Here is an 11,700-nt window from a genome sequence, read left to right as displayed (position 1 = left end):
AGCATGAGGTTGCCGGCCGTGTTGTCGCTCCGCGTCACCGCCGCTTCGCAAATTTCAGCGAGCGTCATGCCGCCATCGCCTGTGTGTTTTTCAGTGACCGGTGAATTTGCGACGATGGTGGAAGCGTCGAACGTGATGCGGCGCGTCAATTGCTCCTTGCCCGCATCGACGCGCGCCAGAATGGCTGCGGCCGCAAGCGCCTTGAACGTACTGCATAGAGGGAACCGCTCGTCGCCCCGATAGGCGCGGCGCACGCCTGATGAGGTTTGTAGAACACAGACGCCGAGCCGCCCGCCGCTCTCGCTCTCCAGGCGTTTGATCTGGTCGATCAGCCGCGGATCGGAACTCGCGGCGCGCGCGGCCTTCGCCCCTCCGCTCACATGAGCCGTTATCAACGCTGCGCCAAAGCCGATGTGAAACCGTCGCCTGCTGATCATTTCGCGAATCCCCTGTTGCGCGGCGGGAACGTGCGCGCGGGCCGCTTTCTTGACAAACGATCTGTTTTGAGGTCTGGCATAAGAAAAACTACGGGCTCTGGCAACGATCCCTGGTGCTCAAGAGGCGCGCGCGGCGCGCTCTCGTTCAACCCGCTCCGTGACGTCGCGCGCCACCGCGACCGAGCCAAGCACCTTGCCTTCGGCCTCGCCCTTGACGATCGCGAAAGTCATCTCGACGTATAATTTGCGTCCGCTCTTGTGCAGCGCGCGGGTCAGCGTAGGCCGGCCCTGAAGCTTCAGGACACCCTTTGTCATCGCGGCTTCAAAGCCGCGCCAGTGCGAGGCGCGCAGATGTTCCGGAATGATCAGATCGAGATTCTGGCCGAGCGCCTCCTCCGCTGCGAAACCGAACAATGCCGCGGAAGCGTCGTTCCAGCGAACGATGACACCTGAGCGGTCGGCGACGACGACGGCGTCGGCGATTTGATCGATAATCCGTTCAGCCCATTGAGACCGGTCTTCCATGAAACGCCTTTCGAGCAAACGATTTCAAGAGGCCTGCTGCCAGCCTCGGGGACGCGAAGGATAAGCGCATTCGGCAAGCGTTGTAACGTCGAGTTCGCGCAGAAACGCTTCACGGGCCGCGGCCAGTCGTCCCTTTAACCGGCAACGCGCCGTGAGCACACAGGCTCCGCCGTCCTCGCGGAAACATTCGACCAGCGGCTCGCCTTCCAGCGCACGCACGACCTCGCCAAGCGTGATCGATTGCGGCGGCCGCGCCAGCACGAAGCCGCCACCGACGCCGCGTTGCGTGGTGATAAAGCCGCCGGAAGCAAGATCGCGCACCACCTTGGCAAGGTGATGGCGCGAGATCTTGAACTCGGAGGCAATCTCGTTGGTCGCAAACGAGCGCGCCGGCTCGGACGCCAGCCGCATCAGGGTGCGCAGCGCGAAATCCGTGAACGAAGTGAGGCGCATGGCAAGCCCTCGAAGATTTTGACTTTCTCGGGTTGACTATACACGCCTAAATTAGTATTTTAAATACCTATTTAAGGAGAAGCGTCATGACGCCGCGCGAGCGGGTTGCTGCCGAGATCGCCGAACGAACCGGAATCACCGAGGCCATGATCGAGCGCCTGGTGCACGCGTTCTACGCCAAGGTTCGCGCCGACGAGATGCTGGCGCCGGTGTTCAACGCGCGCATCCAGGATTGGGAGCCGCATCTGGCGCAGATGTGCGCGTTCTGGTCGTCGGTCGCGCTGATGACGGGCCGCTATCATGGCACGCCGATGGCCAAGCACATGCCGTTGCCGGTCGATGCCGCCCACTTCGATCGCTGGCTGGCGTTGTTCGAACAGACCGCGCACGAGATATGTCCGCCGGAAGCCGAGGCGCACTTCGTCGCCTGTGCACGGCGGATTGCCGCAAGCCTCGAACTAGGCGTCGCCAACGCAAACGGCGCCATGCTCGGCGTCGGCGAACGATTCAGGCGCCAGCAGGAAGGAGCGATGCCATGATCCATCGACCCGCCCCAGGGAACGATCCGGCCTCGGCCGATCCTTATGCAGGCAGCAGCCTGGTGCCGATGCTGGTCGCGGGCCTTGCGCTCACGCTGGTCGGGATGGTCGTCGCGATCCTCTTGACGTAGGGAACTGTCGGCTCAGGGATTGAATTTCCTGTAACTTGCCGGAATCTCGAACGATGAGGCCAGCTGAGGTCCGTCCTTGATCCGTCGCGCGCGAGCCACACCCCGGCGACCGCCGTCGATAGAGGCAGCAGCCCGACGACGATGGCGCCGTGCGAGGCCGCGGCGCGGGCCATCGCGAGCGAGATCATCAGCGCCTTTCGAAGCCGCCGCCCTACGCTTTTTTCGGCGACCAGCCATAGGCCTTGGCGCAGGCGCCGCCCATCAGCATGGCCCGCTCGGTGGCGCTCAGGCGATCCGTCTCCAGGAACGGCTTAACGGCCTGCTCGTAATTGACGACGGCAAACGCCCGCGTCCAATCCGTGCCCCACAGGCAGCGCTCGAATCCCCAGGCATCGAAAACGCGGGCCAGCGGATCCCAGATATCCGGGAAGGGATACGGTTTTTTCGACAGCGTGCAGGCGCCTGAGACCTTGATCACCACGTTCTTGCGTTTGGCAAGATCCAGCACCTTCGGCAGGTCGGCCCAAGGCTTTTCCCAAGAAGGCTCGGCTGGCGCCGGCGGCACGCGCGGCTGCAAGATGCCGAGATGGTCGAGGATGAAGCGTGTGTCGGGATGGCGGTCGATCAGCGTCATGCCGGCATCCAGATTGTCCCAGCACAACACGTTGACTGGAAAATCGTGGCGAACGGCGGCGCGGGCAATCCGGTCGAGGCCGGGATGGTTGGGATCGCGCCTGTTCTCCTTCGTCAGCATGATGCGGATGCCGACCGTGCCCGGCGTCTTCTTCCAGTCGGCGACGACGTCATCTACCGCCGGATTGTCCGGGTCGACCGGCTTGACGATGGCCATCCGGTTGGGATGGGCGCGTTGCACTTCGACCGCGTAGCTGCCGTCATAGCGGTACATCGAGAAGGCCGAGATGAAGATCGCACCGTCGACGCCGACCTTGTCCATTGCCGCCACCATCTCGTCGCCGGTGACGTGAGCGGGCCAGTTCGGCACGCTGGCCCAGGGCCGCTGCGGCGTGTTCGCCTCATAGGCGTGGACCTGGGAATCGATAATCGGCATCTGGACGTTCCTCCCTGTTTTGGCGCGAGTTTTGACGTCGCCGGAGGTTTGTGTCCAGAGCGCGAAGGCTGACGGGCTATGCAAGGATGACGCTTGCGAATATCTCGCGAGGGGAAACCACTACAGTGCCGTCGGCGCGAAATCGAATCGCTCGCGCCGACCGCAGGCCGCCGTCAATCGGGTCCGTTTCGCGGCGTCAGTACCGCGACGTTTTCCGATCGGGATCGTCCGCAAACGGGGGCGGCCATATCTTGCAGTCGAAGCTCTTGCCAATGGTCGGGCATACCGGCTCGGACGCACTGTAGGACCCGACAACCGGCCGCGCCGGACCGACCGGCCAGGCCGCGCCGTAGTGATTCCAGTTTCGGTGATGCTTTTTGATATGCATATGGTTTCTACCCGTTTCGGCGCTCGCCGGCGTAACAGTCGGAACCACTACCAGCGCGACCGCGCCGATAGCTAGTGCCGCCGAGACGTGGCACGAACTTCGGAAAGCGGGCGCTGGCATCGAAAGCCGGATCGCCAATCTGCTCATGGGTTTCTCCTGACAGCCTCAAGGGTAAACCCGCACTGAGGCGATATATTCGTCGCTTAAAACTAAATTTAGGGAGCCTTCAGGCCCCGTTCGACGTGCCGAATTCGATCAAGCCAGCATCTCGACGTGTATGCCGGCCGTCTCGAGAGCCTTGATGGTTGCGGTGAGATGCGAGCGGTCGCGGGTCTCGATGATGACTTCGAGAACCACCGCCTTGGCCGGCAGATCGGTGAAGATCCGCTGATGCGAGACTTCAACAATATTCGCCCCGGCGTTGCTCAGCACAGAAACGACCGCGGCGAGTTGGCCCGGCCGGTCCACGATGTCGAAGTGAAGGCGCGACAGGCGGCCTTCCCGCGCGAGTTGACGGGTCAGCACGCCCGACAGCAAGCGGGTGTCGATGTTGCCGCCGCTCAGCACCAGGCCCAGCGTGCGGCCCCTGAAGCGATCCGGGTCTTCGAGCACGGCGGCAAGACCGGCCGCTCCGGCGCCTTCCGTCACCGACTTCTCGATCGTCAGCAACAGGCTCAGCGCGTGTTCGATATCCCGTTCGTTGACGAGCACGATGTCGTCGACGAGCGCCCGCACGATTTCGGCGGTGAGCGATCCCGGCGTCTTGACCGCAATGCCCTCCGCCAGTGTATCGCCGCGCATCGGCAACGTGTGCGACTTGAATACATTGTACATGGATGGATAGAGCGCGGCCTGCACGCCAATGATCTCGATTCCAGGCTTCAGCGTCTTGGCCGCTACCGCCATCCCGGAAATCAGGCCGCCGCCGCCGATCGGCACGATCAGCGCGTCGAGATCGGCCTTTGAGGCCAGCATCTCAAGTGCGATGGTGCCTTGGCCCGCGATAATCAGGGGATCGTCGTAGGGATGGATGTAGGTCAGACCACCGTCGCGGCCGTACTCCTGGGCGAGGCCTGCGGCTTCATCCAAAGTCGCGCCGCCTTCGATGACAGTCGCGCCATGCCGGCGCGTGTTCTCGATCTTCACCGTCGGCGTTCCGACCGGCACGAAGATGGTGGCCGGGATCGAAAGACGGGCGGCGTGATAGGCCACGCCCTGCGCGTGATTGCCGGCGGAGGCTGCGATCACGCCCCGCTTGCGCTGATCGGCGGTCAACGCGGAAAGCCGATTAAGCGCGCCGCGCTCCTTGAAGGTGGCTGTGAATTGCAGGTTCTCGAACTTGAGCCAGATATTGGCGCCGGTGATGTCGGACAGCGTGCGGCTATGGTCGAAATTCGTCAGCTTCACGAAGCCGGCGAGCGCCGCCGCCGCCGCCTCGACGTCGCCAAGGGTGACCGGCAGTTTCGCGAGGGATGCTTGGGTGGTTGCAGTCATCGCGGTCAAACCTCCGCCGGCATTAACGTCGATATCATCGGCGATTTCGGCCGACGCGATCCATCCTATCATCTCACGACCAACCAACCCAACCTGCGGTTTTACGGAAAGCGGGTGCCTCGTCACGGAAAGCGGGTGGCTGGGCACGGCGGATACTCGCTACGACGAGCGCGTCCATCGCCCAGCCAATCAAGGAGACAAGACGTGAGCAAAGAATCCGACAACAAGGCCATCGTCGGCCGCTGGTTTACCGAGTTCTGGGGCAAGACCTGCAATCTCGGCGTGGTCGACGATCTGGCGACGCCGGACATGCTGCTGCAATATTCACTGCATGCGCCGCGTCGCGGCCGCCAGGATATCAAGGCATTTATGACCGGCTTTCGCGAAGCGTTCCCCGATCTCAATTTCTGGGGCGCAGCCGACCTCATTGCGGAGGGCGACTATGTCGTCGGCCGCTGGGAAGGCGGCGGCACGCACACCGGCCCAGCGTTCAGCGATTTCCTCGTCGGATCGCTTCCCGCCGCGACGGGGCGGAAAATGCACTTCACGGGAACGACGGTGCTCCGCGTTGAAAACGGCAAGATTACCGAGGAGATCGGATTGGACGACGGCGTAACCGCCCTCCAGCAGCTTGGTCTGATCCAGCAAGCCTAGCCAGGCAGGGCCGCGGTCAAGGCGCACGACCGCGGCCCTCCGCCGCGCATGTCAACCATCGCAGACGATGTGTCACGCCGCGTGCTGGGAGCGATCCTGCGCGTCATCCGTGACGCCGGCGTCGAGAATGACGCGATCGAGACTGGTGGCGCTGGCTTCACACATGACTTGCGAGACGACGTTACCCGACTTTTCGAATGCCGCCGCAAGCGCCTCAAACTGGGTTTTGGCGATCCGCAACGCCGCCAGCGGCACGGCAATGCAGCCAAAGGGCATGACCGGAGGCGCCTCCACTGTCGCCGCCAGAAGGGCCTCGGCCTCCTCGGCGCGGTGCAAGAACTCAGCTAACCGTCTCTCCATCTCGGCAACGATATTCTCGTTGCGCGAACGCTGCTCGGCGAGCCGGGATTTAAGCGCGCGAATTTCATGCTCGAATTCGTCAACCCTGGCTTCGAGCGCTTGACGCGCGTCGGCGCTCGCATCGCCCTTGATGCGTTCGGCCTGAAGCAGCTCTCTGGTTTCATGCAGGAGCGCGATCTGCGCTTCCAGCATCTTCGCCGCGCGGAGCAGATTGTCTGAATTGCTGCCGTTCGACATCAGGTCGGAAAACCTGTGCAGAAACCGCAAAATATCCGCCGTTTCGGCTGATGTCGGCGAGGCTGAATACGGCTCGGTCATGAAATCCGAAAGGCGAAGAGCAAAAGCCCGAAGAACTCCTGGTCGAGGCAAAGCACGCCCGAAATAAGGTTAGCGCACCACACCCCGTTGTCCGAGAATCTACAAGAGTCGTCTGGCGCCTGCCCGCCATTCCCGCCCCAAATGGCAACTTATCCCGCCCTTTTCAGCCTGGAAATGCCGCTAGCCGGCCCGGACCCGTATTCCTCCGGCCCGTATTCCCACGGCTCGCCAAATTAACCGACGGCGGCAGCGCACGCGATAGAGTGCGCGGCATCCAACAACCATCACGGGAAACGACGACGGAAATGGCTGCCGCACCGATCTGCATTACCTGCAACACCGAAAGAACGCTGGTCAGCATCCAGCCCACCCGTAACCGGCACGATGTGCGGCAATATGAATGTCCGACATGCCGGAGCGTCTTCCGGCTCGTCACACAGCGCGCGCCGCTGGAGTCCGACGACGTCGCGTTTGAAAATCCCCCGCTCCGCGCCAGCCGATAACGATTTGCGCCGCTAGTGGAGTGGATTTGACATTCGCTATCCCGTAGCCACGTATTCGCGATGCGAATGTCAATCCAAAACTCCACTAGAAACCTATATTTGCTAGTGGTCCTTTGATTCTAACATTCGCAAAAGTGCCCACTGAGAAGGGCTACGAATGTTAGAATCGAACCACCAGGCGGCATCGAAGCTCACAATCGCGTGGGATCTCATCCCGGCCGTTTGCGGCGCGTCGCGGCCGGCATAGGCTGAGGCCCACACAGCCACTGCCTGCCGAACCACCCATGCGCTGCTTCGCCCTCGTCTTCGCGTTTCTGATCGCCTGCGTTTCTCCAGCCGCGGCGGTCGACGATATTGCCGCCGCGCAATCCATTATCCGTTCGCAGGTCGAGGCGTTTGCCCGCGACGATGCAGCCACCGCTTATTCTTTCGCAGCGCCCGGCATCCACGAGCGTTTTCCGGAAGCCGAAATATTTTTGGGCATCGTTCGCAACGGTTACGCGCCGGTCTATCGCCACAAGAGTTTCGAATTCGGCGAGGCGCGCTCGGCAGACGGCAAGATTGCCCAACAGGTTCACATCGTGGACAGCAACGGCGTGCCGTGGGAAGCGCTCTACACGCTCGAACAGCAGGACGACGGCAGCCTCAAGATCACAGGCTGCATGCTGATCAAGAGCGGTCAAGGCGTCTAGAGGAGTATTGCCGGAGATTCTGCTTTGTCGCCGCCCGTGCGGGTGCCAACCCCTTCGGTAATCCGAGTTGTAAGGTCTTTTTTCCGAGGGCAGCGATGTCCGGCTTTGGCGTAGAAGCGGCCCCGCCAAAACCAGGAGCCGAGGTCTCACTTTGACCCACAAGAGACATTGAGAAATGGGACTTCCACCGCAGATGGCTTTCAAGCAGCCTTATGATCCGATCACTTCGGAAGTACGACCTTCTCGCGTGGCAGCCCGCTATCGTCGATGTCGAAGTCGGGGTCGAAGAGCGTCCTGCCCTGCGCGCCGAGAAAAGCTGGCTGAGCCTTAATCCACTCGCTCGGCTTCATTTCCTTGGCATAGGTCAAAAGCCGCGCTTGCAGATCGTTGACGATCTCGGGAAACTGATCAGCGACGTTATTTTTCTCCCCCGGATCTTTCGCAAGATCAAATAGCTCAGTCTTGCCCGGAAGCAGCGCAATTTTGACCAGCTTCCAGTTGCCTTTGCGGATGGCTCCGCGGAAAGCCTCGACGTTGATCAGCACGTCTTCATGAGGCGAGGGCTGGTTCTCCGCCAAAGTCGGCCAAATGTTTTTGCCGTCAAAGGGATGGTCCGGGCTGCCCTTCGCCCCGGCGAGGGCCAGCACCGTTGGCATCACATCCACGATAGCCAATGGCTCATTGACAATGCTCGGTTTGAGCTTGGTGGGCCAATAGAAGATAGTCGGAACCCGGACACCACCTTCGTGAAGGGACCCCTTGCCGCCTCGAAGATCACCATTCGAGGCCGGGGGCTTAGCGCCAAGCTCTACGCCACCACTTTCCGCACGCTCCTCTGGGGACCGCGCGCCAGTTGCAAATAGCGCGCTTGTGGCGCCGCCATTGTCGCTGCTGAATACGATGAGCGTGTTGTCGAGCATGTTCTTCTGCTTCAGCGCAGTAACTATCCGCCCGACTTGAGCATCCAAGTCGGTGATCATGGCGGCATAGGTGTGACGATGCACATCTCCGGCTGCGTTCTTATAGGCGTCGATGTCCTGTTCGGGGGCTTGATAAGGCGCGTGCGGTGCGAGGGATGCTACATAGAGGAACAGCGGCTTGGACGTGTCGTGGGTCTTGATGATGTTTACGGCCTCATTCCCGATCAGGGTCGTAAAGTAGCCGTCTTCCTTGAGGAACTCGCCATCCCGCTGCCAATCGACCAGTCCGCCCCGCTCCTTGGTGAAATAATCTACCTCGCCGACGAGATTGCCGTAGAAGTGATCGAAGCCGCGGTTCTGTGGCCAGAATTTCCTGTCGGCATGACCAAGGTGCCATTTGCCGACCATGGCCGTTTGATATCCAACTTCCTTTAGCGCCTGCGGAAGCGTGCGCTCGTCCGTCGGCAGTCCGTAGGCATGGCTGGGAAATATGACGAGCGTTTGCAAGCCATAGCGCATGGCGTAGCGACCGGTCATGAGCTCTGCTCGCGATGGCGTGCAAACCGGCATTCCGTAAAATGACTCCGCTCGCACGCCTTCCTTGGCAAGCTGGTCGATATTCGGCGTCTTGATGTCGCTTCCACGATAGCCGAGGTCGGCGTTACCGAGATCGTCGGCCAAGATAACTACGATGTTAGGTTTTGTATCCTGCGCGTGTGCCAGTGCGCACCAACCCAGGAAGCTGCATGCCAGGAGCGCAAACTGAATTGCAATGCGTCTCATTGCCGGCTCCTGCAACATTGACTATCCACGGATGAAGACGGCATCGCGAAAGGTGCCAGGCTATCTGCGATCCGGCATTCCAATTTGAGCTAGATCAATCCTCGGCCAGATGGATCATGAGTTCGTCGTACCGTCCAGGTATTGCAGAAACCTCGGAACCCGCCGCAGGGACACGGCATACCCAAGGAATGGAAACACCACATGGCAAGATGGAAGTATGCCCTGCTCGCGATCACGCTCGCGGCGCCGATATTGGCGCCCGCGACCGCGCAAGCGCAGCAGCAACGAAAGCCGAATATCGTCATCATCTGGGGTGACGATATCGGTCAATCCAATGTCAGCGCCTACTCGCGCGGCATGATGGGCTATCAAACGCCCAACATCGACCGGATCGCGAATGAAGGCACGATGTTCACCGACTTTTACGCGGAGCAGAGCTGCACCGCCGGCCGCGCTTCCTTCATCACGGGACAATCAGGCTTGCGTACCGGGATGACCAAGGTCGGTCTCCCCGGCGCCACGCTCGGGCTCCAGAAGGAAGACCCGACCATTGCCGAATTGCTCAAGCCGCTTGGCTATGCCACCGGCCAGTTCGGCAAGAACCATCTCGGCGACCGCAACGAATTTCTGCCGACCGTACACGGCTTCGACGAGTTTTACGGCAATCTCTATCACCTGAACGCGGAGGAAGAGCCGGAACTGCCCGACTATCCGAAGAGCCCGGAGTTTCGCGCCAAGTACGGTCCGCGCGGCGTCATGGACTGCAAGGCATCGGACAGGGATGATCCCACGGTCGATCCACGCTTCGGCAAGGTCGGAAAGCAGGTCTGCACCGACACCGGCCCCCTGACCAAGAAGCGAATGGAAACCGTCGACGACGATATCGCGAACCGGGCGGCCGATTTCATCAAGCGACAGAACAAGGTCGGCAAACCGGCTTTCGTATGGGTGAACTTCACGCATATGCATTTCCGCACCCACACCAAGCCTGAGAGCATCGGCCAGTCCGGCCGCTGGCAGAGCCCTTACCACGACGCCATGATAGACCATGACAAGAACGTCGGCACGGTGCTCAAGGCGATTGATGACGAAGGCATCGCCAACAATACCTTCGTCATGTACTCGACCGACAACGGTCCGCACATGAACTCCTGGCCGGATGGCGCGATGACGCCGTTCCGCAACGAAAAGAACTCGAACTGGGAAGGCGCTTACCGTGTGCCTGCGATGTTCCGCTGGCCGGGCAAGATCAAGCCGGGCCAGATCTCCAACGACATCGTGGCCCATCTCGACATGCTGCCGACGCTGCTCGCAGTCGCCGGCGACACCGAGGTCAAGAGCAAGCTGCTCACCGGCTACAAGGTCGGCGACATGACCTACAAGGTCCATCTCGATGGCGACAATCTCTTGCCCTACGTCACCGGGCAGACTCCAAAGAGTCCGCGCGAGTCGTTCCTCTACGTCAATGACGACCAGCAATTGACCGGATTGCGTTACGACAACTGGAAGCTCGTGTTCATGGAGCAGCGCGTTCAGGGAACGATGCGCATCTGGTCAGAGCCGTTCACCACTCTGCGGATACCGAAGATCCTCAATCTCCGGACCGATCCATACGAACGGGCGGACATCACCTCGAACACCTACTACGACTGGTTGATTGATCACGCCTACCTGTTGGTACCGGCGCAGGATTACGTCGGCCAATTCCTAATGACGTTCAAGGATTATCCGCAGCGGCAAAAAGCAGCCAGCTTCAACATGGACGAGGTCTTGCAGAAGCTGAAGGACACGACGAAGGACTGAACGCGCTCGACATTAACCAGAGGCCGGCCATCCCTGTGGCCGGCCTCTGCAGTTACCGACCGCCGATATTGGCACTTTTCGGACTCCCGTCTTAGTCCCCCGGATGTCTGCTTCTCTAATCGGCCATTCGGGGTCAAGCGCTTTCAGACTATCCACCTATGCGGTGTCGATGTCACTCGCGGGCTCGTGCTTCTCTTCGGAATCGGCACCTGGGCCCTTCCATCATGGGATCCGAGGACGAGGCGGAACAATCTTTTGGACGACCTTGCCGTCAATGTGACGGCAGGTCCAAGCAGACATACGAACTCACCTCATCCATCGTCCCGCGAGGGACATCTTTCCACCGCTCGGTGGAGCTCTGGTTTTCTCCTATCGGGTTTGATCCTGAACTGTTTTCATGCTGCTGCCGCGGCTTGCTCCCGGGTCCACCGGAACTCGGTGCCGTCAATCCAGATGCGGTGCATGATCACGGCCAACCGGCGAGCCAGGGCCACGATCGCCTTCTTCATCCCGCGGCGCCTGGCGATCTGCATGGCCCACGCCTTGAGCCAGGACCATTTTTTTGAATGCATCATGCTCTGAGCTGCTTCGTAGAGCATCGTCCGCATCATCTCATCGCCACAGCGCGATA

General features: G+C 60.9%; 13 protein-coding genes and 1 pseudogene. 5 read left to right on the top strand and 9 right to left on the bottom strand.

The features are described from left to right. From WB528_RS03605 to WB528_RS03595, 3 genes are all read right to left on the bottom strand, one after another. The coding region (locus WB528_RS03605; protein ID WP_423887061.1) for a serine hydrolase at positions 1-437 on the bottom strand (437 nt) is incomplete at its 3' end. 117 nt (positions 438-554) lie between these two features. Continuing rightward, a complete protein-coding gene (locus tag WB528_RS03600; protein WP_423887060.1) occupies positions 555-962 on the bottom strand; it encodes a PAS domain-containing protein in 408 nt (135 codons plus the stop codon). Positions 963-986: 24 nt separating this feature from the next. Beyond that, complete coding sequence (locus WB528_RS03595) at positions 987-1,415, bottom strand: RrF2 family transcriptional regulator (RefSeq protein WP_423887059.1); 429 nt, start codon at positions 1,413-1,415, stop codon at positions 987-989. An 86-nt stretch (positions 1,416-1,501) separates the two neighbouring features. On the opposite strand from WB528_RS03595, the gene WB528_RS03590 reads away from it, so the two are divergent. Both WB528_RS03590 and WB528_RS03585 read left to right on the top strand, forming a co-directional pair. Continuing rightward, positions 1,502-1,954, top strand: coding sequence for a group III truncated hemoglobin (locus WB528_RS03590; RefSeq protein WP_423887058.1), 453 nt, complete (start codon positions 1,502-1,504; stop codon positions 1,952-1,954). Continuing rightward, positions 1,951-2,085 (top strand): hypothetical protein, encoded by a 135-nt coding sequence (locus WB528_RS03585; protein ID WP_423887057.1) that lies wholly within the window; start codon positions 1,951-1,953, stop codon positions 2,083-2,085. Before WB528_RS03590 ends, WB528_RS03585 begins: the two co-directional genes overlap by 4 nt. Before the next feature lie 211 nt (positions 2,086-2,296). On the opposite strand, the gene WB528_RS03580 is transcribed toward WB528_RS03585, so the two are convergent. From WB528_RS03580 to WB528_RS03570, 3 genes are all read right to left on the bottom strand, one after another. Beyond that, positions 2,297-3,154, bottom strand: coding sequence for an amidohydrolase family protein (locus tag WB528_RS03580; RefSeq protein WP_423887056.1), 858 nt, complete (start codon positions 3,152-3,154; stop codon positions 2,297-2,299). Between the two features lie 196 nt (positions 3,155-3,350). Next, positions 3,351-3,689, bottom strand: a complete 339-nt coding sequence (locus tag WB528_RS03575; protein ID WP_423887055.1) for a hypothetical protein — start codon at positions 3,687-3,689, stop codon at positions 3,351-3,353. 108 nt (positions 3,690-3,797) lie between these two features. Beyond that, positions 3,798-5,036 (bottom strand): threonine ammonia-lyase, encoded by a 1,239-nt coding sequence (locus WB528_RS03570; RefSeq protein WP_423887054.1) that lies wholly within the window; start codon positions 5,034-5,036, stop codon positions 3,798-3,800. A gap of 204 nt (positions 5,037-5,240) precedes the next feature. On the opposite strand from WB528_RS03570, the gene WB528_RS03565 reads away from it, so the two are divergent. Beyond that, positions 5,241-5,690, top strand: a complete 450-nt coding sequence (locus WB528_RS03565) for an ester cyclase (protein WP_423887053.1) — start codon at positions 5,241-5,243, stop codon at positions 5,688-5,690. A gap of 72 nt (positions 5,691-5,762) precedes the next feature. On the opposite strand, the gene WB528_RS03560 is transcribed toward WB528_RS03565, so the two are convergent. Continuing rightward, entirely contained in the window at positions 5,763-6,368 is a 606-nt protein-coding gene (locus WB528_RS03560; protein WP_423887052.1) for a hypothetical protein, read from the bottom strand. A gap of 787 nt (positions 6,369-7,155) precedes the next feature. Here WB528_RS03560 and WB528_RS03555 point away from each other — a divergent pair. Next, positions 7,156-7,563 (top strand): DUF4864 domain-containing protein, encoded by a 408-nt coding sequence (locus WB528_RS03555; protein ID WP_423887051.1) that lies wholly within the window; start codon positions 7,156-7,158, stop codon positions 7,561-7,563. Positions 7,564-7,784: 221 nt separating this feature from the next. Here WB528_RS03555 and WB528_RS03550 read toward each other — a convergent pair whose 3' ends face one another. Continuing rightward, entirely contained in the window at positions 7,785-9,266 is a 1,482-nt protein-coding gene (locus tag WB528_RS03550) for an arylsulfatase B (protein ID WP_423887050.1), read from the bottom strand. 201 nt (positions 9,267-9,467) lie between these two features. Here WB528_RS03550 and WB528_RS03545 point away from each other — a divergent pair, with 201 nt between their 5' ends. Then, positions 9,468-11,069 carry an arylsulfatase gene (locus WB528_RS03545; protein ID WP_423887049.1) on the top strand — a complete coding sequence of 534 codons (1,602 nt, stop codon included), beginning with the start codon at positions 9,468-9,470 and terminating at the stop codon, positions 11,067-11,069. 395 nt (positions 11,070-11,464) lie between these two features. On the opposite strand, the pseudogene WB528_RS03540 reads toward WB528_RS03545, so the two are convergent. After that, a pseudogene (locus tag WB528_RS03540) lies at positions 11,465-11,700 on the bottom strand (IS110 family transposase); the annotation flags it as partial.

The organism is Bradyrhizobium sp. (assembly GCF_049586575.1).
Lineage (GTDB): Bacteria > Pseudomonadota > Alphaproteobacteria > Rhizobiales > Xanthobacteraceae > Bradyrhizobium.
This window is presented reverse-complemented; position numbering and strand designations above follow the sequence as displayed.

Excerpts from the sequence above, each read along its gene's own strand:
- WB528_RS03560 (WP_423887052.1), bottom strand. The coding sequence starts at position 6,368 with ATGACCGAGCCGTATTCAGCCTCGCCGACATCAGCCGAAACGGCGGAT.
- WB528_RS03600 (WP_423887060.1), bottom strand. The coding sequence starts at position 962 with ATGGAAGACCGGTCTCAATGGGCTGAACGGATTATCGATCAAATCGCC.
- WB528_RS03575 (WP_423887055.1), bottom strand. The coding sequence starts at position 3,689 with ATGAGCAGATTGGCGATCCGGCTTTCGATGCCAGCGCCCGCTTTCCGA.
- WB528_RS03590 (WP_423887058.1), top strand. The coding sequence starts at position 1,502 with ATGACGCCGCGCGAGCGGGTTGCTGCCGAGATCGCCGAACGAACCGGA.
- WB528_RS03545 (WP_423887049.1), top strand. The coding sequence starts at position 9,468 with ATGGCAAGATGGAAGTATGCCCTGCTCGCGATCACGCTCGCGGCGCCG.
- WB528_RS03570 (WP_423887054.1), bottom strand. The coding sequence starts at position 5,036 with ATGACTGCAACCACCCAAGCATCCCTCGCGAAACTGCCGGTCACCCTT.
- WB528_RS03585 (WP_423887057.1), top strand. The coding sequence starts at position 1,951 with ATGATCCATCGACCCGCCCCAGGGAACGATCCGGCCTCGGCCGATCCT.
- WB528_RS03555 (WP_423887051.1), top strand. The coding sequence starts at position 7,156 with ATGCGCTGCTTCGCCCTCGTCTTCGCGTTTCTGATCGCCTGCGTTTCT.
- WB528_RS03595 (WP_423887059.1), bottom strand. The coding sequence starts at position 1,415 with ATGCGCCTCACTTCGTTCACGGATTTCGCGCTGCGCACCCTGATGCGG.
- WB528_RS03550 (WP_423887050.1), bottom strand. The coding sequence starts at position 9,266 with ATGAGACGCATTGCAATTCAGTTTGCGCTCCTGGCATGCAGCTTCCTG.
- WB528_RS03580 (WP_423887056.1), bottom strand. The coding sequence starts at position 3,154 with ATGCCGATTATCGATTCCCAGGTCCACGCCTATGAGGCGAACACGCCG.